This is a genomic window from Bradyrhizobium sp. USDA 4011 (genome assembly GCF_054063415.1).
Genome location: NZ_JBSSGG010000001.1, coordinates 2,532,100 through 2,555,648 on the forward strand (window position 1 = coordinate 2,532,100; position 23,549 = coordinate 2,555,648).

The 23,549-nt window shown below is 66.4% G+C and carries 19 protein-coding genes and 2 pseudogenes; 10 read left to right on the forward strand and 11 right to left on the reverse strand.

Going from position 1 to position 23,549, the window contains the following annotated elements; translation table 11 throughout:
• Positions 1-55 precede the first annotated feature (55 nt).
• The 8 genes from ACVW1C_RS11880 (at position 56) to ACVW1C_RS11915 (ending at position 9,338) form a co-directional block, all read left to right on the forward strand.
• On the forward strand, positions 56-922 hold the full coding sequence (locus ACVW1C_RS11880) for a S1C family serine protease (RefSeq protein ID WP_456758571.1): 867 nt from the start codon (positions 56-58) through the stop codon (positions 920-922).
• Positions 919-1,293: a response regulator transcription factor gene (locus tag ACVW1C_RS11885; RefSeq protein WP_456758572.1), complete on the forward strand. Its 375-nt coding sequence runs from the start codon at positions 919-921 to the stop codon at positions 1,291-1,293. The genes ACVW1C_RS11880 and ACVW1C_RS11885 overlap by 4 nt, the downstream gene beginning before the upstream one ends.
• 405 nt (positions 1,294-1,698) lie before the next feature.
• Positions 1,699-3,117, forward strand: coding sequence for a M20 family metallopeptidase (locus ACVW1C_RS11890; RefSeq protein ID WP_456758573.1), 1,419 nt, complete (start codon positions 1,699-1,701; stop codon positions 3,115-3,117).
• A gap of 411 nt (positions 3,118-3,528) precedes the next feature.
• Positions 3,529-5,319 carry a peptide ABC transporter substrate-binding protein gene (locus tag ACVW1C_RS11895; protein WP_456758574.1) on the forward strand — a complete coding sequence of 597 codons (1,791 nt, stop codon included), beginning with the start codon at positions 3,529-3,531 and terminating at the stop codon, positions 5,317-5,319.
• Positions 5,320-5,556: 237 nt separating this feature from the next.
• On the forward strand, positions 5,557-6,513 hold the full coding sequence (locus ACVW1C_RS11900; RefSeq protein ID WP_092116606.1) for an ABC transporter permease: 957 nt from the start codon (positions 5,557-5,559) through the stop codon (positions 6,511-6,513).
• The gene (locus ACVW1C_RS11905; protein WP_456758575.1) at positions 6,479-7,396 is read left to right on the forward strand and encodes an ABC transporter permease; all 918 of its coding nucleotides are present in this window, start codon (positions 6,479-6,481) and stop codon (positions 7,394-7,396) included. The genes ACVW1C_RS11900 and ACVW1C_RS11905 overlap by 35 nt, the downstream gene beginning before the upstream one ends.
• Complete coding sequence (locus ACVW1C_RS11910; RefSeq protein WP_456763057.1) at positions 7,393-8,373, forward strand: ABC transporter ATP-binding protein; 981 nt, start codon at positions 7,393-7,395, stop codon at positions 8,371-8,373. The genes ACVW1C_RS11905 and ACVW1C_RS11910 overlap by 4 nt, the downstream gene beginning before the upstream one ends.
• The gene (locus tag ACVW1C_RS11915) at positions 8,370-9,338 is read left to right on the forward strand and encodes an ABC transporter ATP-binding protein (RefSeq protein WP_207832411.1); all 969 of its coding nucleotides are present in this window, start codon (positions 8,370-8,372) and stop codon (positions 9,336-9,338) included. Before ACVW1C_RS11910 ends, ACVW1C_RS11915 begins: the two co-directional genes overlap by 4 nt.
• 173 nt (positions 9,339-9,511) lie before the next feature.
• Here the strand turns inward: ACVW1C_RS11915 and ACVW1C_RS11920 are convergent, their stop codons facing one another.
• Positions 9,512-10,486, reverse strand: coding sequence for a LysR substrate-binding domain-containing protein (locus tag ACVW1C_RS11920; protein ID WP_456758576.1), 975 nt, complete (start codon positions 10,484-10,486; stop codon positions 9,512-9,514).
• Positions 10,487-10,585: 99 nt separating this feature from the next.
• On the opposite strand from ACVW1C_RS11920, the gene bla reads away from it, so the two are divergent.
• Positions 10,586-11,521 (forward strand): class A beta-lactamase, encoded by a 936-nt coding sequence (gene bla / locus ACVW1C_RS11925; protein ID WP_456758577.1) that lies wholly within the window; start codon positions 10,586-10,588, stop codon positions 11,519-11,521.
• 300 nt (positions 11,522-11,821) lie between these two features.
• Positions 11,822-12,736 (forward strand): ankyrin repeat domain-containing protein, encoded by a 915-nt coding sequence (locus ACVW1C_RS11930; RefSeq protein WP_456758578.1) that lies wholly within the window; start codon positions 11,822-11,824, stop codon positions 12,734-12,736.
• 12 nt (positions 12,737-12,748) lie between these two features.
• On the opposite strand, the gene ACVW1C_RS11935 is transcribed toward ACVW1C_RS11930, so the two are convergent.
• From ACVW1C_RS11935 to ACVW1C_RS11980, 10 genes and pseudogenes are all read right to left on the reverse strand, one after another.
• Positions 12,749-13,315: a c-type cytochrome gene (locus tag ACVW1C_RS11935; protein WP_456758579.1), complete on the reverse strand. Its 567-nt coding sequence runs from the start codon at positions 13,313-13,315 to the stop codon at positions 12,749-12,751.
• A gap of 89 nt (positions 13,316-13,404) precedes the next feature.
• Positions 13,405-14,115, reverse strand: a complete 711-nt coding sequence (locus ACVW1C_RS11940) for an outer membrane protein assembly factor BamB family protein (protein ID WP_456758580.1) — start codon at positions 14,113-14,115, stop codon at positions 13,405-13,407.
• Positions 14,105-15,115: an outer membrane protein assembly factor BamB family protein gene (locus ACVW1C_RS11945; RefSeq protein WP_456758581.1), complete on the reverse strand. Its 1,011-nt coding sequence runs from the start codon at positions 15,113-15,115 to the stop codon at positions 14,105-14,107. The genes ACVW1C_RS11940 and ACVW1C_RS11945 overlap by 11 nt, the downstream gene beginning before the upstream one ends.
• A 444-nt stretch (positions 15,116-15,559) precedes the next feature.
• Positions 15,560-17,051: pseudogene (locus ACVW1C_RS11950) on the reverse strand (ABC transporter substrate-binding protein).
• Between the two features lie 56 nt (positions 17,052-17,107).
• The gene (locus ACVW1C_RS11955) at positions 17,108-18,142 is read right to left on the reverse strand and encodes an ABC transporter ATP-binding protein (RefSeq protein WP_456758582.1); all 1,035 of its coding nucleotides are present in this window, start codon (positions 18,140-18,142) and stop codon (positions 17,108-17,110) included.
• A complete protein-coding gene (locus tag ACVW1C_RS11960; RefSeq protein ID WP_456758583.1) occupies positions 18,139-19,143 on the reverse strand; it encodes an ABC transporter ATP-binding protein in 1,005 nt (334 codons plus the stop codon). The genes ACVW1C_RS11955 and ACVW1C_RS11960 overlap by 4 nt, the downstream gene beginning before the upstream one ends.
• 2 nt (positions 19,144-19,145) lie before the next feature.
• Positions 19,146-20,042: an ABC transporter permease gene (locus ACVW1C_RS11965; protein WP_456758584.1), complete on the reverse strand. Its 897-nt coding sequence runs from the start codon at positions 20,040-20,042 to the stop codon at positions 19,146-19,148.
• Entirely contained in the window at positions 20,039-20,989 is a 951-nt protein-coding gene (locus ACVW1C_RS11970) for an ABC transporter permease (RefSeq protein ID WP_456758585.1), read from the reverse strand. Before ACVW1C_RS11970 ends, ACVW1C_RS11965 begins: the two co-directional genes overlap by 4 nt.
• A gap of 76 nt (positions 20,990-21,065) precedes the next feature.
• A pseudogene (locus ACVW1C_RS11975) lies at positions 21,066-22,497 on the reverse strand (amidase).
• A 106-nt stretch (positions 22,498-22,603) separates the two neighbouring features.
• Complete coding sequence (locus ACVW1C_RS11980; protein ID WP_456758586.1) at positions 22,604-23,542, reverse strand: carbohydrate kinase family protein; 939 nt, start codon at positions 23,540-23,542, stop codon at positions 22,604-22,606.
• Positions 23,543-23,549 lie beyond the last annotated feature (7 nt).

Below are 23,549 nucleotides of genomic sequence, written 5' to 3' on the forward strand. Positions count from 1 at the left end.
CAGTTTCACCGCCGGCCGCAACATCCCAGATTGGGGGAAGCCAACGGAGTTTCCCATGACCGAACCGACCACTCTCGCCTCGCTGTCGTCAGCCCTTTCCGAGACCATTGCGCGCGCTGCGCCTGCGATCGTCTCCGTGCATTCGCATCGCGCGCGCGCCTCCGGCTTCGTCTGGAAGACCGGCCTGATCGTCACCGCGGACGAAGCGCTCGCCGACGAGGGCGAGATCGAAATCCAGTTTGCCGACGGCAGCCGCAGGCAAGCCACCGTCGCCGGACGCGACCACACCACCGACGTCGCGCTGCTGCGCGTCGACGGCGACGTTGCGCCGATCGAGCTGTCGAGCGAAATCCCCACGCTCGGATCGCTCGCGGCGATCGTCGCGGCCGACCGCGGCGCGCCGATCGCGCGGCTCGGCATGGTCTCCCGGTCAGGTGGCGCCTGGCGCAGCCTGCGCGGCGGCGAGATCGACGCAAGGATCGAGCTCGACGTCCGGCTGCGGCACAGCCAGCAGGGCGGGCTTGCGCTGAATGCCGCGGGCGTGCCGTTCGGCATGGCGGTACTCGGCCCGCGCCGCGTGCTGACGATCCCGTCTGCGACCATCGAGCGGGTCGCAGCCCAACTCGAGAAGAGCGGCCGCATCGCGCGCGGATATCTCGGCGTCGGGCTGCAGCCGGTCCGTCTCGACGACGGCCTCGGCGCAATGGTGATGAATGTCGACAAGGCCGGCCCCTCAGCTGCCGCCGGCATCCGCCAGGGCGACGTGATCATTGCCGTCAACGGCGAGAGACTGTCGGGCGTGCGGGCGCTGTCGCGCGGCCTCGGGCCGCAGAGCGTCGGCAGCGTCGTCGAGCTCACCGTACATCGCGGCGGCGAGCCGTTGAACTTCAAGGTGACGGTCGGCGAAAGGCCCGAGACGTGAGCAGTGAGCCCACTTCGGACATCATCATCGCACTCGAGATCGACGACCCCGCCCTGGCCGACCGGCTGGCGACGCTGCTCGGCAGCGTCACCGGCCTGCGGCTTGCCGCGCCGGGCGAACAGGCGACGGCGACGCTCGTCGCGCGCAACCGGGACACCGCGGGCGGCGGCGACTTCGAGCTGACGCCGCGCGAGCTCGACGTGCTGGCGCTGCTCGCCGAAGGCGCATCCAACAAGATGATCGCGCAGCGGCTCGGAATTTCGGTCCACACCGCCAAGTTTCACGTCGGCTCCCTGCTCGACAAGCTCGACGCCACCGGCCGCACCGACGCCGTCGCGCATGCGGCGCGGCGCGGGGTGATCAATTTGTGAGGGGGGACGTACAAGTTTGATTCCGACGGCTTGAGACCTATCCCTCCGTCGTCCTGGCGAAAGCCCATAACCACCGCATTCGATGCTGAACCGAACTGCGGGCCACATTGTTCACCGACGCGAAGGTGCGCTCATGCAGCGCGCCGGGAACGCCGGAACAGGCGTCGGCATAGATCACGAACTGGTGGCCCGAGTTTCTAGGTAGCAGAGACGGAATTGAATCACTCATCGCCGGATTGTAACGCGAGGCGGCGCGTCATGCGATGACCATGCCATGATCGAGAGAAAACCACACCGAGACGTGACGTTGCGGAACAGCTGATCTGCCGGCCGGCGCTAGGCGACATCATGCCAAGCTGCTAGCCTTTCGCGCTTCAGATTGCCTTAGTTGAGGGACCGGAGCAAATGGACAACCGTAGTGATGTTTGGCGTGGCATCGACACGATCAAGCCGCGTTTCATCGAATTGAGCGACCGGGTCTGGGCGATGCCCGAGGTCTGCTACACCGAGGCGCGCTCATCCGCCGAACATCTGGCCGAGCTGCGCCACCAGGGTTTCCGCATCACCGAGAACCTCGCCGGCATTCCGACCGCGGTGATGGGCGAATGGGGCGAGGGCGGCCCGGTCATCGCCTTCCTCGGCGAATATGACGCCCTGCCCGGTCTCAGCCAGGAGGCCGGGGTTGCCGAACCTCGTCCGGTCGAGAGCGGCGGCCACGGCCATGGCTGCGGCCACAATCTGCTCGGCTCCTCCGCGCTGCTCGCGGCGACCGCGGTCAAGGACTGGCTCGCCGCCAACAAGGTGCCGGGCCGGGTGCGCTACTACGGCTGTCCGGCCGAGGAAGGCGGCGCGGCAAAGGCCTTCATGGTGCGCAGTGGCGCGTTCGAGGACGCCGACATCGCCATCACCTGGCATCCGCACAGTTTCTGGGAGGTGGCGGTGACGCCGTCGCTCGCCAACACCCGTGCCGATTTCATCTTCACCGGACGGACCTCGCATGCGGCCGCCTCGCCGCATCTCGGCCGCAGCGCGCTCGATGCGGTGGAGCTGATGAATGTCGGCGTCAACTACATGCGCGAGCACATGCCGAGCGATGCCCGGGTGCACTATGCGCTGCTCGACACCGGCGGGATTGCACCCAATGTGGTGCAGGCCCATGCCCGCGTGCGCTACTCGATCCGCGCCCGCGACCTGCCCGGCATGAACGAGCTGGTCGAGCGCGTGCACAAGATCGCGCAGGGCGCAGCCCTGATGACCGAGACCAAGATGGAGATGAAGATCATCTCCGCGGTCTCCAACATCCTGCCCAACACCCCGCTGGAGCAGACCCTGCACCGGATCATGGAAGATCTCGGCCCGCCGCATTTCGACGATGCCGACAAGGATTTCGCCGGCAAGATCCGCGCGACCCTGACCGACAAGGACATCGCCTCGGTCTACTATGCGATCGGCATGGAGCCGACCGACCAGCCGCTGGCCGATTTCCTGGTCCCGATCGACGCCAAGCGCAATCCGCTGATCGGCTCGACCGATGTCGGCGACGTCAGCTGGGTGGTGCCGACGGTGCAGGTCCATGCACCGACGGTTGCAATCGGCACGCCGTTCCACACCTGGCAGGTTGTGGCGCAGGGCAAGACGCCGGCCGCGCACAAGGCGATGGTGCAGGCCGCCAAGGCGATGGCCGGCCTCGGCGTCAAGGCGCTGATGGAGCCGGAGCTGATCGCGGCCGCCAAGGCCGACCTCAAGAAGCGGACCACCCGGACGCCCTATGTCAGTCCGCTGCCGGCGAATGTTGCACCGCCGTTGGACATGTCGGTCGCCTGAGCGCCGCATCTGCAGCCGGGCCTGCGCGTCGATGCGAGGCCCGGCCAGCGCCTATCCTGATCCGATTGGATCGGAGCGGGGGCTCTGGATTTTTTGGTTTGACGCATCTTCGTCACGCGAGTCGGCATCCGCTCGCTCGAAAACGCTCGCGCGTGACAAAAAAGCATCTCGGAACAAAGGATAACGAACAAATTTTCCGCACTGCGAGGCGCGCGCAGGCGCGCTTTGGCACCGAAATGCCGAACCGATGTGCGGCGCGGAGCGGTTCTGCACAAGCGATAGCCAAAAGACCTAGTCGCTGAACCTCGGGAGGCGTTGACCTTCGCGGTCATTCGGTGTGCCATCTGCCGCCAGCACGGCGGCCGGTTCCAAGGCCCGCCGCAATCACACGTGAGCCGGACCGAGGGGACAATGTTCGACAACAATCTGCGCGGGATGATCGACGACGTAAGGGACGGACGGATGGACCGCCGCGCCTTCGTCAAGCGAATGATTGCCGTCGGCCTCACCGCGCCGTTGGCCAACCAGATTCTGGCGATCGGCGGCGTCGCGATGGCGCAGAGCCCCAACCCCTACAAGCCGACCAAGCGCGGCGGCGGCGGTCCGCTGAAGCTGTTGTGGTGGCAGGGCCCGACCCTGCTCAATCCGCATTTCGCCACCGGCACCAAGGACCAGGACGGCTCGCGCATCTTCTACGAGCCGCTGGCCAGCTGGGACGTCGACGGCCATCTCAACCCGATCCTCGCCGCCGAGATTCCCTCGATCCAGAACGGCGGACTCGCCGCCGATGCCAAATCGGTGGTCTGGAAACTCAAACCCGGCGTCAAATGGCATGACGGGAAACCGTTCAGCGCCGACGACGTCGTCTTCACCTGGGAATATGCCAGCGACCCCGCGACGGCCGCGGTCTCGAGCGCGACTTACGCCGGCATGACCGTGGAGAAGGTGGACGACCTCACGATCCGCATCAAGTTCAAGGATCCGACGCCGTTCTGGGCCAACGCGTTCGTCGGCGCCTATGGCTGCATCATTCCGAAACACCTGTTCGCGGAATTCAAGGGCGGCAAGTCGCGCGAGGCGCCGACCAATCTGAAGCCGGTCGGCACCGGCCCCTACAAGTACATCGAATTCAAGCCGGGCGACCTGATCCGCGGCGAGATCAATCAAGACTACCACATGCCGAACCGGCCCTATTTCGACACCATCGAGATGAAGGGCGGCGGTGACGCGGTGTCGGCGGCCCGCGCGGTGATCCAGACCGGCGAATATGATTTCGCCTGGAACATCCAGGTCGAGGACGAGGTGCTGCTGCGGCTGGAGAAGGGCGGCAAGGGCAAGACGCTCTATGCCGTCGGCGGCGACATCGAGTTCATCGCCATCAACTTCACCGACCCCAACACCGAGGTCGACGGCGAACGCTCGTCGATGAAGACCAAGCATCCGATCCTGTCCGACCCGCGCGTGCGCCAGGCGCTCGCGCTGCTGGTCGACCGCGACTCCATCAAGAAAGTGATCTACGGCCGCGCCGGCCGCACCACCGCCAACTATCTCAACGGCCCCGAGGAGTTCGTCTCCAAAAACACCAAATGGGAGTTCTCGGTCGAGAAGGCGAGCGCACTGCTCGAGCAGGCCGGCTGGAAGGCGGGCTCCGACGGCATCCGCGAGAAGGACGGCAAGAAGCTGAAGCTTTTGTACCAGACCTCGATCAACGGACCGCGGCAGAAGACCCAGGCGATCGTCAAGCAGGCCTGCCAGAAGGCGGGCATCGACGTCGAGCTGAAATCGGTGGTGGCCTCGGTGTTCTTCTCCTCCGACGTCGCCAACCCCGACACCTACTCGCACTTCTATGCCGATATCGAGATGTTCCAGATCCCGATGACGCAACCCGATCCGGCCCTGCACATGCGCCGCTATCATTCGCGCAACGTCGCCACCAAGGAGAACAAGTGGCAGGGACCAAACTTCCCGCGCTGGGTCAACAAGGATTTCGACGCCGCCGTCGATGCCGCCGATACCGAGACCGATCCGATCAAGCGCGCGGATCTCTATATCAAGTGCAACGATCTGATGTGGCAGGACACGGTGATGATCCCCGTGATGCATCGGCTTGCAGTGGAAGCCTGCTCCAACACGGTGCGGCCCGCGCTCTCCGGCTGGGCCAACCAAACCGACAATCTGCAAGACTGGTATCGTGAAACCTGAGACACGGGGACGGGTTCGGAGTTGAGTGGGTGCATCTTCTCCCTCTCCCCGTTCTTCGGGGAGGCTCCAACCGCAAATACCGTGAGAGATGAGTTCTTGGAGAATCCCCCTCGCCCGGAATTCAAGCTGTGCTTGAATTCCGACCTCTCCCCGCACGGGGGCGAGGTGAAGCTCGGCTTTCGACTGGAAGCAAGATCAACGTGCTCAAGGTGCGAGCGTTAGTTAGATGATCCCTCGATGAGTCAATATATCCTGCGCCGTCTGATGATCGCGATCCCGAGCCTGCTCGGGATTTCGGTCGTGCTGTTCGTCGTGCTGGCGCTTGCGCCGGGCGATCCGTTCAGCGAGCTCGCGACCAATCCGAACGTGCCGCCCGAGGTACAGGCCGCGCTGCGCACCAAGTTCGGCCTCGACGATCCGATCTACCTCCGCTATTTGCACTGGCTTGCGGCGATGGCGCAGGGCGACTGGGGCTTCTCCTTTGTCAGCCGGATCAACGTCGACACGCTGATCCTGCAACGGCTGCCGACCACGCTCTACGTGATCGGCTCGGCGCAGCTGCTGGCGCTGCTGATCGCGATCCCGGTCGGCGTCTATGCCGCCACCCGGCCCTATTCGCTGTTCGACCAACTCGCCAACACCTTCGCCTTCATCGGCTTCTCGCTGCCGACCTTCTTCACCGGCATCCTGTTCATCCTGGTATTCTCGGTGAAGCTGGACTGGCTGCCCTTCGTCTACACCGACGTGCCCGGCAGCGGCATCCCCTGGCTGCTGGAGATGATCCGGCAGGCCATCATGCCGGTGATGGTGCTCGGCCTGTTCCAGGCGGCGTCGATGACCCGCTTCGTGCGCTCGGCGATGCTCGACGTGATCCGGCTCGACTATGTCACCACCGCGCGCGCCAAGGGGCTCGGGCAGGCCAAGGTGATCGTCAAGCATGTGATGCGCAATGCGATGATCCCGGTCGTCACGCTGATCGCGCTGCAAATGCCCGCCGTGTTCGGCGGCGCCATCGTCACCGAGCAGATCTTCCGGATTCCCGGCATCGGCTCGCTGCTGATTTCCTCCATCCTCGCCAACGATACGCCGGTCGTGATGGCCGTGACCTTCGTGTTCGCGTGTCTCGTGGTGCTCTTCAACCTGATTGCAGATGTCCTCTATGGCTGGCTTGACCCTCGCATCTCCTTCCGCTGAGCGGCGCGGCTACTCGCCCTGGCGCGAAACCTGGCGGCGTTACCGCCGGCACCGGCCCGCCGTGGTCAGCGCCGTGCTGCTGCTGCTGCTGATCGCAGCCATCGTGATCGGCCCGTTCGTCTGGCGCGTCTCGATGAGCGACATCGACGTGGTGGCGGGCATGCAGGGCCCCTCGCTGGCGCATCCGTTCGGCACCGACGATCTCGGCCAGGACCTGCTCGCCCGCATGATCTATGGCGGCCGCATCTCGCTCGCGGTCGGCCTCGCCGCGATGCTGGTCTCGGTGTTCGTCGGCACGCTGATCGGCGCGCTCGCCGGCATGTCGCGCGGCGCGCTCGGCTATGCGCTGATGTGGCTGACCGACCTGTTCCTGTCGCTGCCGCAACTGCCGCTGCTCCTGATGCTGATCTATCTGTTCCGCGACGGGCTCAAGGCCGTGTTCGGCCCGGAGGGCGGCATCTTCATCCTGATCGTGCTTGTGATCGGCGGCCTGCGCTGGATGCCGGTCGCGCGCCTGGTGCGCGCCCAGTTCCTGTCGCTGCGCGAAAAGGAATTCGTCGAGGCGGCGCGCGCGCTCGGCGCGAGCCCGGTGCGGCAGGTGGTGCGCCACATCCTGCCCAATGCGCTGGGACCCGTGATCATCGCCGGCACGATCGACGTCGCCGCCGCGATCATCGCGGAATCGACGCTGTCGTTCCTCGGCCTCGGCTTCCCGCCGGATACGCCGACCTGGGGCCGCATCCTCTATGACGCCAAGGACTTTCTCGATATCGGCCCGCACTGGGCGCTGTTTCCGGGCGGCGCGATCTTCATCGCGGTCGTCGCCATCAACTTCATCGGCGACGGGCTGCGCGACGCGCTCGATGCGCGCAAGGTGATCTGATGGCGCTGCTCGACATCAAGGGTCTGAAAACCCATTTCACCACCGACGACGGCATCGTCCAGGCGGTCGACGGCGTCGACATCAGCGTCAACCGCGGCGAGACGCTTTGCGTGGTCGGCGAATCCGGCTGCGGCAAGACCGTCACGGCGATGTCGATCCTGAAGCTGATCGCGATGCCGCCGGGCAAGATCGTCGCGGGCGAGATCATGTTCGAGGGCCGCGATCTGGCGCCGCTCACCAGCCATCAGCTCGACGACATCAGGGCCAAGGAGATTGGCTTCATCTTCCAGGAGCCGATGACCTCGCTCAACCCGGTGCTGACGATCGGCGAGCAGATCGCCGAGAGCCTGCGCCGCCACGAGGCGGTGACCAGGAAGCAGGCGCTCGAGCGCACCATCGAGATGCTGAAGCTGGTGCAGATCCCCAATGCCGCGGGCCGCGTGCATCACTATCCGCACCAGTTCTCCGGCGGCATGCGCCAGCGCGTGATGATCGCGATGGCGCTGGCCTGCCGGCCCAAGCTCGTCATCGCCGACGAGCCGACCACCGCGCTCGACGTCACCATCCAGGCGCAGATCCTCGACCTGCTGCAGGACATGAAGGAGCGCCTCGGCATGGCGGTGATGCTGATCACCCACGCGATGGGCGTGGTCGCGGAGACCGCGCAGCGCGTCGTCGTGATGTATGCCGGCAAGGTGGTGGAAGAGGCGCCGGTCGACGAATTGTTCGGCAATCCGAGCCATCCCTACACCCAGGGCCTGATCCGCTCGATCCCGCGCATCGATCTCGACGCCGAGCACAAGACCCGGCTGGAAGCGATCGGCGGCTCGGTGCCGATCCTGATCAACCCGCCGCCCGGCTGCCGTTTTGCGTCCCGCTGCAAACACGCCATGAGCATCTGCATCGACGAGGAGCCGCGGCTGCGCGAGATCGCGCCCGGCCATCGCATGGCCTGCCACCTCGGAGACGCGTCATGAGCGAGCCGCTGCTGCGCGTCAGCAATCTGAAGAAGCACTTTCCGGTGCTCGGCGGCCTGTTGTCGCGCGAGGTCGGCCAGGTCTATGCGGTCGATGGCGTGTCGTTTGCGGTCAACCGCGGCGAGACGCTGGGGCTGGTCGGCGAATCCGGTTGCGGGAAGTCGACCACCGGGCGTTGCGTATTGCGGCTGATCGAGCCAACCTCCGGTGAAGTCGTGTTCGACGGCCAGAACGTGATCGGTCTCGGCGGCGGCGACCTGCGCGCCATGCGGCGCAACATGCAGCTGGTGTTCCAGGACCCGTTCGCCTCGCTCAACCCGCGCATGACGGTCGGCGCGATCCTCGCCGAGCCCTTCATCATCCATAACCTCGTGACCTCGGCCAGCGAGCGCGAGGACCGCGTCGCGCGCCTGCTGGTCAAGGTCGGGCTGAAGGCCGAGCACATGCGGCGCTATCCGCATGAATTCTCCGGCGGCCAGCGCCAGCGCATCGCGATTGCCCGCGCGCTGACCCTGGAGCCGAAGCTGATCGTGTGCGACGAGCCGGTCTCGGCGCTCGACGTCTCGATCCAGGCCCAGGTGATCAACCTGCTCGAGGATCTGCAGGCCGAGCTGAACCTCACCTACCTGTTCGTCGCCCATGATCTCTCTGTCGTCGAACACATCTCCGACCGCGTCGCGGTGATGTATCTCGGCCGCATCGTCGAGCTCGCCAAGGCCAGCGATCTCTACCGCAATCCGCAGCATCCCTATACCAAGGCGTTGCTCTCGGCGGTGCCGGTGCCGGATCCCAAGGCGAAAAAGCTGCGCATCCGGCTGAAGGGCGACGTGCCGAGCCCGATGAATCCGCCCAAAGGCTGCCACTTCCACACCCGCTGCCCGATCGCAGAAGAGCGCTGCCGCCAGAGCGCGCCGGAGCTGCGCGAAGGCAGCAACGGGCATTCTGTGGCGTGCCATCTGGCGTAGGGCGTGCCGCTGCAACAAGTTGTCGGTGCTCCCCACTCCCTCACCGTCACCCTGAGGTGGCCGCCTTTTTGGCGGCCCTCGAAGGGTCGACGGCCACCAGCCGGGCCGTACATCCTTCGAGACGCCGCTTCGCGGCTCCTCAGGATGACGGTGTAAAGAGCCTTGCTCGAAGATTAGCGCGTCCGCTTCTTCACGGCGTTCGCCTTGGCCCCTGGTTTGGCCTTGGTGTTTGCCTTCGGCCGTGAAGCGGGCGCATTCCTCGCCTGCTCGCTCTCATCTGCCTCCGCCCGCAACGTATCGAGCAACCAGTCGCGAAACGCGCGCATGCCCGGCGTCACCTCGCGCGACTTCAGCCAGGTCAGCCAATAGGACCCCGCCGGGACTTCAGCCGCGAATGGCCGCAGCAGCCGGCCCGACGCCAGCTCGTTCTTGAACATCGCTGTCGGCACCAGCCCGACGCCGACACCGCGCGCGGCGGCCTCGGCCATCGCCACCGAACTGTCGAAGATCGGTCCCTGGATTTTCGGGCATGGCGCGCCGGCCACCGCAAACCACAACGGCCATTCCTCGGCGCGGTAGGAGCGCAGCAGGAATTCCTGCGCGAGATCGGACGGCTTGCGCAGCCGGCCCGCCACGTCGGCGCAGCACACCGGCGAGAGCGGCGCGGACAGCAGATGGATCGCCTCGGTGCCGTGCCAGGAGCCGTCGCCGAAGCGCAGCGCAAGATCGAGCCCGTCGCCCGCGATATCGACGCGGTTGTTGTTGGTGAGCAGGCGCAGGTCGATATAGGGATGCGCGCGCTTGAAGCGATCGATCCGTTGCAGCAGCCATCCGGTCGCAAACGTCGTGACGCAGCCGACGGTGACGACCTCCCGCGTGCCTTTGGCCTCGATGCGGTCGATCGCAGCCCCGATCCGGTCGAGCGTGTCGGTCAGCACCGGCAGCAGCGCCAGCCCTTCGTCGGTGAGCACCAGCCCGCGCGGCAGGCGGCGGAACAGGCTCGCGCCGAGGAGCTCCTCGAGCTGCTTGACCTGGTGGCTGATCGCGGTCTGCGTCACGCGCAGCTCCAGCCCCGCGCGGGTGAAGCTGAGAAGCCGCGCCGACGCCTCGAAGGCGCGCAGCGCGTTCAGCGGGAGATGCCGGCGCACGGCGTCATGACCAAGTTTTCCTCATGCCTCGTTGTATAAATGATTGTTTGTGCGCCGTCACGCCGCCCGGCAGTTTCGCGCCGCCAACGGAGACGAGACATGCTGACGAGACGGACATTCGGATTGCGCGCGCTGGGCCTTGCGGTGACCTGCACCCTGCCGCGGCCAAGCGCCGCGGCAGGACAGAGCGCCGCGGCTGGACAGAGCGCAGCGGCGGGACCAGGCGAACCGGCGCGGCGGCTGCAGGAGGAATTTGCACGCATCGAGCTTGCGACCAGCGGCCGGCTCGGCGTCGCCGCGCTCGACATGGAGACCGGATTGCGCGCGAGCCAGCGCGGCGACGAGCGGTTCCCGATGTGCAGCACCTTCAAGGCACTGGCGTCGGCCGCGGTGCTGCACCGGGTCGACCGCGGTAAATCCAGCCTCGATCAGCGCGTGCAGGTCGAGGCCAAGGACATCTTGGCCTATGCGCCGGTGGCCAAGCAACACGTCGGATCGAGCATGACGCTGTCCGAACTCTGCGAGGCCGCCATTACCCTAAGCGACAATACCGCTGCCAACCTGCTGCTGCGCGAGATCGGCGGGCCTGCCGGCTTCACCAGCTTCTTCCGCACCATCGGCGACAATGTCAGCCGGCTCGATCGCTGGGAGGTGGCGCTGAACGAAGCCGTTCCGGGCGATCCGCGCGACACGACGAGCCCTGTCGCGATGCTGAAGAGTCTGCAGCGCGTGGTGATCGGCGACGTCCTGCAGGCCGCCTCGCGCCAGAAGCTCGTGGATTGGATGGTCGCCAACAAGACCGGCGACACAAGGCTGCGCGCCGGCGTGCCCCGCGACTGGCGGGTTGGCGACAAGACCGGCACCGGCGAGCGCGGCACCTATAACGATATCGGCGTGTTCTGGCCGCCCGGCCGCAAGCCGATCGTGGTGACGGTCTACCTGACCGGGGCAAGTGCTCCGATGGAGAAGTGCAACGAGGTGATCGCCAATGTCGCGCGCGCCGTCGCACATGCGAGCACCGGCCAGACCGGCTAGAGCAGGCAACGGGCTCTGCTGCACCTCGCCCCGCACGCGGGGAGAGGTCGGAACGCATCGCTAGATGCGTTCCGGGTGAGGGGGAGTCTCCGCGCATCCGTCCGGCTTCGCATGCGCTGAGAGACCCCTCACCCCATCTCCCCATAAGAATGGGGCGAGGGAGCGCAGCGCGGTCGCGCTCGCTATTCCACATAATGTCATCGTGTTCTCGCGCGGCTGCGCAGCTTGGCAGCAACGAAGGATCATGCGACGCTCAATCCGAATGGCGATGCTGTCAGCAGCCCATACGGAGGACACGTCTTGTATCGCCGCATCGCCCTTGCCGCGCTGCTTGTTGCAGGCAGTATCCACAGCAGCCTCGCGGCGGCCGACCCGGCACGGTGTCGCGAGCTGATCCGCAAATACGAGACCGACAAGGCGCAGCTCAGCGCAGTCGAAATCTCGCTGACCTTGTTCGCGGCGGCCAATGCCGATTGCATCAATCTCGCCACCGCGCTGCTCGATGGCGGCGCCTCGGTCGATGCGCGGGACCGGCTCGGCGCAAGGCCGCTGAGCCACGCCGCCCGCTCCGGCCATCTCGACATGGTCGACCTGCTGCTGGCCCGCGGCGCGCCGGTCGATGCACGCAACCTCGCGGGATCGACCGCGCTGTATCTTGCGGCCGAGCGCGGCCATGTCGCGATCGTGCAGCGCCTGATCGAGCGCGGCGCCGACGTCAACCTCACCGGACGCAGCGGCGCTTCGGCGGTCGCGGCCGCCGCCTATGCCGGCCGGGACATGGTGGTGCGCATGCTGCTGGCGCACGGCGCCGACGGCCGCAAGGCTGACGACACCGGCAAGCCGCCGGTGGTGTATGCGGCGGCCGGCGGTCAACTCGGCATCGTCAAGCAGCTGCTTGCGCTCGAGATCGACATCAACGCGCGCTATGCCAACGATCTGACGCTGCTGATGTGGGCGGCCGGACCGGATGAGGCCGTGCCAGAGGCGCAGGCGCTCGAGGTCGTCTCCTATCTCCTGGACGCAGGCGCCAGGGTCGACGAACGCGACGCCCGCGGTCGCACGGCGCTGATGATCGCCGCCGAGGGCAACCATCCCGCGATTGCGAAAGCGCTGCTCGCCCGCGGCGCCGATGCGGCGCTGGCCGACAAGGCCGGCAAGCACGCCGCCGATCTCACCATCCTGTCGGGGCTGCGCGAGGAGCTGACGCCGCGCTGAGGCGACCCGCCGCTACAGCCCCGCCAGATACTCCACCAGCGCGGCAAGGTCGTCGGGCGACGTCGCCAGCATCAGGTCCGACATGCCGGGATTGTTGCCGCGCGCGCGGGTGCGGAAATCGGCGATGGTCCTGGCAAGATAATCCCGCCCCATCCCGGCGAGCCGCGGCACCGTGCCGTCGCCCTGGAAGCGATCGAGATGGCAGGCCGGGCAGCCGACCGAAGCGCTGGCGCTGACCGCCTTCTCCGCGACATCCCTGGGCGCGCGCGGCTGGCCGAGGTCAGGCCATGGCTTCTGCGAATAATATTCCGCGATCGCCAGCATGTCGTCGCGCTCGAATTGCGTCGCGATCGGCTGCATGATCTCGCTCTTGCGGTCGCCGCGCTTGAAATCGCGCAGCTGGATATAGAGATAGCCGGCCTGCTGGCCCCAGATCGTCGGAATGGTCTTGTCGACGGGCTTGCCGTCCTCGCCGTGGCATCCGGCGCAGACCTGCACCTTTTGCTCGATCGTCTCCGCCTGCACCTCGACCGCCATCAGCAGCAGCGCGGCGCCGCACATCATCAGTCTGCGGAACATCTGCTCATCCGAAGAAAACAGAGGCGGGACCGACCCGGCCCCGCCTCGCCGTCAATGTTTGCACGCGTGACGATGCATCACGCCCCGGCTCAGTCGAGCGTGAAGGCGATGATGTTGTTGCCGCGCTTGAAATCGACCTGGGTGTTACCGCCCGCGCCGACCACGACATACTGCTTGCCGCCGATCATGTAGCTCGACGGCGGCGCGTTGACGCCGGCGCCGGCGCGGAAGCTCCACAGCTCCTTGCCGCTCGACGAATTATAGGCCGCGAACTTGCCGTTGCCTTCGCCGGTGAAGACCAGACCGCCGGCCGTGGCGAGGATGCCGCCGATCATCGGCTCTGGTGTCTTGACCTGCCACTTGATCTTGCCGGTGTTGTAGTTCACCGCGGTGATGTTGCCCGACTGCTTCTCGCTCGGGATCACCTTGAAGGCCCCGCCCAGCCACAGCTTGCCGTTCGGATAGGCCGAGCTCTCGACGTGGTAGGTCATCGGCTGGTGCAGGTTGATGGCGTAGGCCAGCTCCTGTCCCGGGTCGGTCGCGATCGGCGACCATTCGACGCCGCCGTTGGCGCCGGGCAGCATGCGTGCACCTTCCTTGGTCGGCAGCACCCACATGTTCTCCTGCGGCACCATCGCCTCGGAGAAGCGAATCAGGCTGCAGTCCTTGCGATCGTGCACATAGATGTGCCCGGTCTTGCCGGCATGAATGACGCCGGGAATCGTCTTGCCGTCCTTGTCCTTGACGTTGACCAGCACCGTCGGGCTGACCGCGTCGAGGTCCCAGACGTCAGACGTCATGGGCGATGTACTGGAAGTGGCAGACATACTTGCCGGTGTCGAGATCGAGCGAGACCAGCGAGTTGGTGTAGAGGTTGTCGCCGGGCCGGTTCGAGCCGTCGAGGTCGGGCGAGGGATTGCCGACGACGAAGTAGATCCGGTTGGTCGCCAGATCGACCGACGGGTTCTGCCACACGCCGCCGCCGAGCTTGGCATAGGGATCGCCGATCTTGGCGAGCATGTCCTTCTCGGCCTGGATATTGCGATGCATGTCGCGGCCGGTGGCGTCCTTGGTCGCCCAGACGCCGACGGAGTTCTCCGGAATGGTGTTGAAATTCCAGAGCTGCTTGCCGGTCTTGGCATCATAGGCGCGCACGAAGCCGCGGACGCCGTATTCGCCGCCATTGGTGCCGATCAGCACCTTGTCCTTGACCACGGTCGGCGCCATCGTCTCGCTGTAGCCGAGCTCGGGATCGGCGATGTTGGTGGTCCAGACCACCTCGCCGGTCTTGGCGTTCAGCGCCATCAGTTTGGAATCCAGCGTCGCCAGATAGACCCGGTCGCCGAGCACCTGAACGCCGCGATTGTTGGGACCGCAGCAATAGACCGTGATCGGGCCCATCTTGTGGGCATAGTGCCAGAGCTGCTGGCCGGTCTTGGCGTCGAGCGCATAGACATGGCTGAACGACGTCGTGACATACATCACGCCGTCGACGACGATCGGCGATGTCTCGAGCGACTCCTTGACGTCGGTCTGGAAAATCCAGGCGACGTGCAGGTTCTTCACATTGTCCCGGCCGATCTGCTTGCCCGGATAAAACCGCGTCTGCGCGTAATTTCCGTTGGTGAGCAGGAAGTCTTTCGCGTTCTTGTCGGCGGCGTTGAGCTGCTCCTGGGTCACCGGAGGGACATTGGCGTTCCCCAGGACCGACTGCTTCTCCTGCTTGACTTCTTGTGCGATGGCAGCACCGGACAACAGGCCAACGCCGACCGCTGTGGCGAATGCCGCAAGCCCTTTCACGTACATGCTCTCCCCCGTTATTTCTTGGTTGCAGTATCAGGGATGATGTTTGCTACTTCCCCTTCGAGGCCTGGCCGCCGTAGCAACCGCGCACCGTTGGTGGCCTTGGTTGCGCTGCAATAGGTGATCAAAAAAGACAACGACAGGTATCGATGGACGGGTTCCATGTTAGCGCTGTCCTTCACAAAGACAACCGATGCGCTCACTGCGAAGCCGGAACAGCATGCGTTCGCGCGCCCGAGTGCTGCGAGCGCGGGCTTGCATCAACCTGAGCAATATCGGTGTCTTCCGGCGCCTTCGCGTATCGCCGGACACGTTCGCCTTCGCAGGCGCAGCACGTAAAATGAGACTAAGCGTCAAGCGACGGCGTCGCGCGAGGTGCGGCGCCGGCTGAGGCCATCGGTCTCCGCCGGAGCGATCGCTTCCTCCCGGATTACTCGCAAGTTACTCCCAAGCCCAGGTCGAGAAATCATTCTCGAACTGCGGCACGTCCTTCCACACGCCCTTCAGCTTCTTGCTGGCGATCGTGATCAATTGCGGCTGGAACAGGAAGCCGGCGACCGCATCGGTTGCCAGCATCCGCTGGGCGTCGCCGAGCAGCTTCGCGCGGCCGGCCTCGTCGGGCGTCGCCATGATCTGCTGGTACAGCGCGTTGAACGCCTCGGATTTGTAGCCGAGATAGTAGTCCGGCTCGGTCAGCTTCACGAGGTCGAACGGCTCGACATGCGCGACGATGGTAAGGTCGTAATTGTGCGGGCCGGTGAAGACCTGCGACAGCCATTGCGCCCATTCGACGTTCTCGATCTTGGCCACGATGCCGACCTTGGCGAGCTGGGCCGCGAGCACCTCGCCGCCCTGCCGCGCGTAGGACGGCGGCGGCAGCTTGAGGCTGAGCTCCAGCGGCGTCTTGACGCCGGCCTCGGCCAGCAGCTTCTTGGCCAGTTCGGGATCGTAGGCGTTGATGCCGGTGGTATCGACATAGCCGAGCGATCCCCGGCGTGTAGAAACTGCCGATCGGCGTGCCGAAGCCGTCGACGGCGCCGTCAATCATCGCCTTGCGGTCGATCGCGGCCAGGATGGCGCGGCGAACGCGGACGTCGTCGAGCGGCTTCTTGCGCTCGTTGATGCCGACGATGGTTTTTGTTCGCGAGCCGCCGATCAGGACATCGAAGCGCGGATCGGCCTTGAACTGCGCTAGGCTGCGCGCCGCCGCAACCCGCGGGAACGCGTCGACGTCACCCGACAGCAGCGACGCGACCTGCGCGGCGGGATCGCCGATGAAGCGGATCGTCACCTTGGCGAGCTTGATCGCGGCGGCGTTGCGATAGTCCGGCCATTTGACCAGCGTGATCGACGAACCCTTGGCCCAGCTGCCGAGCGTATAGGGTCCGGTGCCGACCGGCTGGGTCGCATCGGTCGGCGCGCTCTTCGGCTCGACGATCGAGCCCGATGCCTGACCGAGCAGGAACGGCAGGTTGGGCTCGGCGTACTTCAACGCGACCACGATCGTCTCCGGATCCGGCGCCGTCACCGACGTGAAGGCCTGGTGCAGGCTCCTGTCCTTGTTGGTCGAGGTCGGCGCGGCCGCGCGGTCGAACGAGAACTTCACCGCGGCGGAATCGAAGGGTTCGCCATTGTGGAATTTGACGCCCTTGCGGAGCTTGAAAGTGTAGGTCTTGAGATCGGGCGAGGCCTGCCAGCTCTCGGCGAGCAACGGCGACACCGAGCCGTCCTCGTTGATCTTGGTCAGCGTCTCATAGACATTGTAGAGCGTGACTTCGGCGATCGCCGCGGCTGCCGCGTTGGTGGGATCGAGCCCCGGCGGCTCCAGCGTCATGCCCATCACAACGCTGTCTTTCTTGCCCTGCGCGAGGCTCGGCAGCGGTGCTGCGGCGAGCGCGGCAACCGCCGCGATGACGCACAATTTCCTCAACATTGGTCTGCTCCCCGGACGTGTTCTTTGATCAACTTGGGTTCATCCCGCACACAGGACTAACCGGCCTCGGCGACCACTGGCGGCAGCGCCATCACGGCTTCGGCGTGATGGCAGGCCGCCAGATGGGCGCCTCCCACGCTGCGTAGCGCAGGCGCGGCCTCGCGACAATGCTGGTCGGCCAGCGGACAGCGCGGCGCGTAAGGACAGCCGGTGATGGCCGAGGCCTGCGAGCCGATCGCCTGCGCGCCGCGGCGCCGCCGGACGCGACCGGCCCGGGCGCGCGGCACCGCATCCAGCAGCGCGCGCGTATAGGGATGGGCAGAGCGCGCAAACAGATCGGTCGGCCGCCCCTGCTCGACGATGCGCCCGAGATACATCACCGCGATCTCGTCGCAGAGCAGGTCGACCACCGCGAGGTCGTGGCTGATCAGGATGTAGCTCAGGCCGAATTCATCCTGCAGATCCTGCATCAGATTGAGCACCTGCGCCTGCACCGAGACGTCGAGCGCGGAGACCGGCTCGTCGGCGACGATCAGCTTCGGCTGGGTGATCAGCGCGCGCGCGATCGCGATGCGTTGGCGCTGGCCGCCGGAGAATTCGTGCGGGAACTTGTACATGTCGGCATCGCGCAACCCGACCTGCCGCAGCACCGTGGCGACACGCTCGCGCAGGCTGCCGCGATCGATCCGCCCGAGCGCGGTCAGCGGCTCGGCCACGATGCGCGCGATGGTCTGCCGCGGATCGAGCGAGCCGTAGGGATCCTGGAACACCATCTGGAAATCGCGGCGGGCGCGGCGCAGCTCATCCGCCGGCATCCGATTGAGGTCACGCCCCAGCAGCGACACCTGCCCCGATGTCGGCCGCTCCAGCGCCATCACCAGCCGCGCAAAGGTCGATTTGCCCGACCCGGACTCGCCGACGACGCCGAGGCTCTTGCCCGGCATGACCTGCGCTGTGACGCCGTTGAGCGCATGCACCTGCGCCGCCGGCTTGAACAGGCTTTCGCGCGGCAAGGTGTAGCGCTGCGCGAGATCCGTCACCTCGAGCAGCGGCGTCGCGGACGCGGACCAGGGCTGATCGAGCACGGTCATGCGCCGATGCCCCCGGCCGCCATCGAGACGTCCGTCCTTATGCAGCGCACGCCATGGCTTCCGCCGACGTCGACGACCGCCGGCAGCGCCGCGCGGCAACGTCCTTCCACGATCGCGCAACGATCGGCGAAGGTGCATCCCGCGGGCAAGTCAGCCAGCTCCGGCACGGTGCCGGCGATGGTCGTGAGCCGCGTCCCCTTGCGCGCGCCAAGCCGCGGGCGGGCGCGGAACAGGCCCTGCGTATAAGGATGGCCCATCCGGGTGAACACGGCATCGGTGGCGCCGCTTTCGACCACGGTGCCGCCATACATCACCATCATGCGCTCGACATTCTCGGCGATCACGCCGAGATCGTGCGAGATCAGGATCATCGACATGCCGCGCACCGCGACGAGATCGGCGATCAGATCGAGGATCTGGCCCTGGATCGTGACGTCGAGGGCTGTGGTCGGCTCATCGGCGATCAGCACTTCCGGCTGGCAGGCGAGCGCCATCGCGATCGTGATGCGCTGGCGCTGGCCGCCGGAAAACTGGTGCGGATAGGCATCGACCCGCTTCGCCGCATCGGGCAGCCCGACGCGATCGAGCAAGGCGATGGCTTCCTGCCGCGCTTCGGTTGCCGAGACACCGGTGTGACGCCGCAGCGGCTCGGCGACTTGATGCCCGATCGTGTGCATCGGATTGAGCGCGGTCATCGGCTCCTGGAAGATCATGCTGATGCGGTTGCCGCGCAGCTTGCAATAAGCCGCGTCGGGCAGGCCAACGAGCTCTGCGCCTTCGAGCCGGATGCTGCCGCTGATCACGGCGCTGTCGGGCAAGAGCCCCATCAGGGCCAGCGCCGTGACCGACTTGCCGCAACCGGATTCGCCGACCAGCCCGAGCGTCTCGCCGCGCCGAAGCGCAAAGCTGACGCCGCGGACGGCCTGCGCCGGGCCGCGGCTGGTGTTGAGCCGGACGCCCAGGTCCTTCACCTCGATCAACGGCGCGCCTGTGTCAGCCATGCTCAGCGCTCCCGCGCCAGACGGGGATCGAGCAGATCGCGCAAGCCGTCGCCGAGCAAATTGAGGCCGAGCACCGCGATCGCGATCGCAACACCGGGATAGACCGCGAGCATCGGCGACTGGAACAGCAGGGTCTGCGCATCGTTGAGCATGCGGCCCCAGGACGGCTGCGGCGGCTGGGTGCCGAGCCCGAGATAGGACAGCGCGGCCTCGGCGAGGATCGCGAGCGCGAACTGGATCGTCGCCTGCACGATCAGGATCGACAGGATGTTCGGCAGCACATGCTCGATCGTGATGCGGAACGACCCCTTGCCCGCGGCGCGCGCCGCCAGCACGAATTCGCGGGCCCAGATCGCATTGGCCGAGCCGCGGGTGACGCGGACGAAGGTCGGGATCTGGAAGATGCCGATCGCGGTGATCGACGTCACCATGCCGGGGCCTGCGACCGCGGCCAGCATGATGGCCGACAGCACGGCAGGGAAAGCGAAGGTGAAGTCGCTCATCCGCATGATGAGCTCCTCGGTCCAGCCCTTGCGGGCAGCCGCGGTCAGGCCGAGGCCAACACCGAAGGTCAGGCCAATGCCGACGGCGATGACGCCGACCATGATGGTGGAGCGCGCGCCGACCAGCAGCAGCGAGACGATATCGCGGCCGAGCACGTCGGTGCCGAGCCAGTGCGCCGCCGACGGCGGGTGCAGCTTCGAGGCGACGTCGATGTCATAGGCCGACCACGGCGTCCAGACCAGCGACAGCAGCGCCGCGCCGAGCACGAGCAGGCTGAGCACCGCACCAAGCACGAAGCTACGATGGCGCAGGGCGCGCCACCAGAAGCCGGTCACAGGCCTCGTCCCCGGTGCGATCGCCGCCGTGCCGGCGGATGCGGTCAGCGGCGCGCTCACAGGTTGGCGACCTTGATGCGCGGATCGATGAAGGCATAGAGCACATCGACCACGAAATTGACTGTCACGACCATCGCGGCGAGCAGCATCACGCAGTTGCGCACCACGATCAGGTCGCGGTTGGCGATCGACTGGAAGATCAGCCGGCCGAGGCCCGGCAGATAGAACACGTTCTCGATCACGATGGTGCCGGCCAGAAGATTGGCGAATTGCAAGCCCATGACCGTCATGACCGGGATCATGGCGTTGCGCAGCACATGACGCCACAGCACCTCGCGCTTGCCGAGCCCCTTGGCGCGCGCGGTGCGGACGAAATCCTCGCGCAGCACCTCCAGCACCGCAGAGCGGGTGACGCGGGCCAGGATCGCGGCCTGCACCACGGCAAGCGAGATCGCGGGCAGCAGCAGCGACTTGATTCCGAGCCAGATGCCGTCATCCCAGCCGGCAAATCCGCCGGCGGACAGCCATTGCAGCTTCACCGAGAACAGCAGGATCAGGAGGATCGCGAACCAGAAATTCGGCAGCGCGATGCCGATCTGGGTCAGCGACATCACGCCGACATCGCCGATCTTGTTGTGGTTGGCCGCGGTGTAGATGCCGGCAGCGAGCGCCAGCACCACCGTGATCAGCATCGACATGATCGCGAGCGGGATGGTCAGCACCAGCCGCTCCGCGATCAGGCCGGCCACCGGCGTGCCATAGACATAGCTGTTGCCGAGGTCGCCGACCGCCACGCCCTTGATCCAGAGCAGATAGCGAACCGTGAGCGGCTGGTCGAGCCCGAGCTTGACGGTGAGCGCGCGCACCGCATCGGGCGAGGCGTCGGCGCCCATCAGCATCTGCGCGGCATCGCCGGGCAGCGCGTCGAGCACCAGGAAAATGATCAGCGAGGCCGCGAACAGCGTCGCCACCAGGGTCAGGATCCGTCGCAGGAAGAATACGCTCATGCCCGCCCGAAGGGTAAGGAACAGGCCGCAGGTTTCAACATGTTCGCGAACGAATGCAAGCCCTCGGCCGCGTCATTCATGATTTCAGCGCCGGCCAGCGGCCGAGCAGATCGCTCGCCTCTTCGAACAGCGCCGCGACGCGCAGCAGGTCGGCATCGGCCCGGAAGCGGCCGACCAGATGCAGGCCGATCGGCAGGCCATCGCGGCCGAAGCCGGAAGGGATGCTGACCGCGGGATGCCCGGTCATGTTGAACAGCATGGTCCAGGGAAACCAGTGCGGCCGCACGCTGTCGAAGCTCTGGCCGTCGATGTCGATGGTACCGAACAGATCCTGATCGATCGGCAGCGCCGTGCGGGTCAGCGTCGGCATCGCCAGCCAGTCGCCGCGCGCAAGCAGCGACTGCACGCGGCGGAACAGCGCGGTGCGGTCGAACATCGCCTGCTGGTAGGCGACGCCGCTCACCTTTGCGGCGAGTGCGAGCTGCTTCAGGAAGGTCGGGCTGAGATCATCGGGATGGTCGGCCGCGAGCTTCTCGAAGCGGGTCCGCCAGACGGTGTGATTGATGGCGCGCCAGATCGGCTCGACGTCGAAGCCGTCGCCGGAGAATTCCTCGAGTTTCGGCGCCGAGGCTGGCCAGCCGGTCGAGGCCCGCCTTGAAGTCAGCGGCGACGTCCGCGGTCACCGGGCGCCCGGGCGGCGACAGGCAGTACAGCACCCGCCTGCCCCTGAGATCGCCGCGCGGCGCCGCACGATCGAGATAATCAGGCACCGGCACGCCAATCGACCACGGATCGGACGGATCCTCGCCGGCCATCGCCTGCATCATCAGCGCGGTATCGGCGACGGTGCGCGTGGTCGGCGTGACATAGGTCTGGTTGCCGAACGCGTCCTGCACCTGGCTGTGCGGGATCACGCCGTTGCTCTGCTTGATCCCGACAACGCCGTTGCAGGCGGCTGGAATCCGGGTCGAGCCGCCGCCGTCGGTGGCAACCGCCAGCGGCGCGATGCCGCTTGCGACCGCCACCGCCGCGCCGCCGCTGGAACCGCCGCTGGAGCGCTCGGCGCTCCACGCATTGCGGGTGCGGCCGAACAGTGGCGAGTCGGTCAGGCATTTGCTGCCGAACTCCGGCGTCGTGGTCTTGCCGATCAATATTCCGCCCTGCGCACGGAGCCGGGCCACCGCCACGGCGTCATGATCGGGTACGTTGTTCCGGTACGGCACCGCGCCGAAGGTCGTGCGCACACCCTTGGTGCTGACGATGTCCTTCACGGTGAACGGGATGCCGTGCAGCAGGCCGAGCGGCTCGCCGGCCATGACCTGCCGCTCCGCGGCCTTCGCCTGCGCCATCGCCTCGTCGCCGCACAGCGTGATGAAGCAGTTCAGCTCAGGCTGCAGCCGCTCGGCGCGGCCGAGCACCGCGGTTGTGACCTCGACGGGAGAGACCTCCTTGCGCGCGATCCGCGCGCGAAGCTCAACGGCAGGCAGCAGACAGAGATCATCGCTCATCGGGACAAAGCGCTCGCATCAGACATGGTCGATCGCCGGGCATCGTGCCGTGCGGCATGTCGCAAGTCTATCGCCTTGTGCGCATGGCGCCACGCGGTGCGCCGGCCTACCAAGTGTCCGCAGGCAACTCCCGGCTCCGCGGCGGATCGGCACCGGCGCGCGTGCAGGTGAAGGCGGCGCAGTTGCAGGCAAACGACAGCGCGCGCGCGAGTTCGGCCGCGGAGATGTCATGCAGCCGCTGCCGCGCGATCCGATCCAGCCGATGCAGCGCGGCGAGCAGCGCCGCCTGAAAACTGTCGCCGGCGCCGATCGTATCCACGACCTTTACGGCCGGCGACGCGACCTCGATCGATCCGGCCTCACGATGCCAGGCAGAGGCGCCATCATTGCCGCGCGTGATGACGACGAGCGACGCGCCGCCCGAGAGCAGCGCCTCGGCGCGCGCAGCGTAGGCCTCGTCGCCAAACAGATAGGCGAAGTCGACGTCGGACATCTTCACGACGTCCGCCTTGCCGCAGAACGCCAGCATGCGGGTGCGATAGGCATCCTTGTCCTTGACGAGGTTCGGCCGGCAGTTCGGATCGAGTGAGATGGTCGCGTTCGGCCGCGCATCTACGATAAAGGCCAGCGTCTCGGCCGCGCCCTTGTCATGGACCAGCGTGGTCGAGCCGGTGTGCAGGCAAGTGACGCCGTCGAGCGCGATCGCCTCGCGCCGATAGATCCAGTTCCGCGATGCCGTGTCGGTGTCATAGAAGGCGTATTGCGTTTCGGTGCCGGTCACGCGCGCAAAGGCGAGCGTGGCCTGGCGGTCGCTGCGCGTCGCGCGGCTGAGATCGACGCCGGACGCCGCGGCGTGATCGGCGATCATTCGGCCGAAGGTGTCGGTCGAGATGCCACCGACAAAGCCGGTGGGAACATCGAGCCGGGCGGCACCGATCGCGATGTTGAGGCAGGAGCCGCCGACCGCGGGCGTCAGGGCCTCGCGTCCATCCGCCGTCCGCGACGGCAGGAAATCAATCAGCGCATCTCCGCAACTCAGCAGCATGCAAACA

Coding starts and splice junctions, on each gene's coding strand:
- ACVW1C_RS11900 (WP_092116606.1), top strand. CDS start 5,557: ATGAGTCAATATATCCTGCGCCGTCTGATGATCGCGATCCCGAGCCTG.
- ACVW1C_RS11915 (WP_207832411.1), top strand. CDS start 8,370: ATGAGCGAGCCGCTGCTGCGCGTCAGCAATCTGAAGAAGCACTTTCCG.
- ACVW1C_RS11980 (WP_456758586.1), bottom strand. CDS start 23,542: ATGCTGCTGAGTTGCGGAGATGCGCTGATTGATTTCCTGCCGTCGCGG.
- ACVW1C_RS11940 (WP_456758580.1), bottom strand. CDS start 14,115: ATGACGTCTGACGTCTGGGACCTCGACGCGGTCAGCCCGACGGTGCTG.
- ACVW1C_RS11895 (WP_456758574.1), top strand. CDS start 3,529: ATGTTCGACAACAATCTGCGCGGGATGATCGACGACGTAAGGGACGGA.
- ACVW1C_RS11905 (WP_456758575.1), top strand. CDS start 6,479: ATGGCTGGCTTGACCCTCGCATCTCCTTCCGCTGAGCGGCGCGGCTAC.
- ACVW1C_RS11955 (WP_456758582.1), bottom strand. CDS start 18,142: ATGACCGTGCTCGATCAGCCCTGGTCCGCGTCCGCGACGCCGCTGCTC.
- bla (WP_456758577.1), top strand. CDS start 10,586: ATGCTGACGAGACGGACATTCGGATTGCGCGCGCTGGGCCTTGCGGTG.
- ACVW1C_RS11935 (WP_456758579.1), bottom strand. CDS start 13,315: ATGTTCCGCAGACTGATGATGTGCGGCGCCGCGCTGCTGCTGATGGCG.
- ACVW1C_RS11890 (WP_456758573.1), top strand. CDS start 1,699: ATGGACAACCGTAGTGATGTTTGGCGTGGCATCGACACGATCAAGCCG.
- ACVW1C_RS11970 (WP_456758585.1), bottom strand. CDS start 20,989: ATGAGCGTATTCTTCCTGCGACGGATCCTGACCCTGGTGGCGACGCTG.
- ACVW1C_RS11880 (WP_456758571.1), top strand. CDS start 56: ATGACCGAACCGACCACTCTCGCCTCGCTGTCGTCAGCCCTTTCCGAG.
- ACVW1C_RS11960 (WP_456758583.1), bottom strand. CDS start 19,143: ATGGCTGACACAGGCGCGCCGTTGATCGAGGTGAAGGACCTGGGCGTC.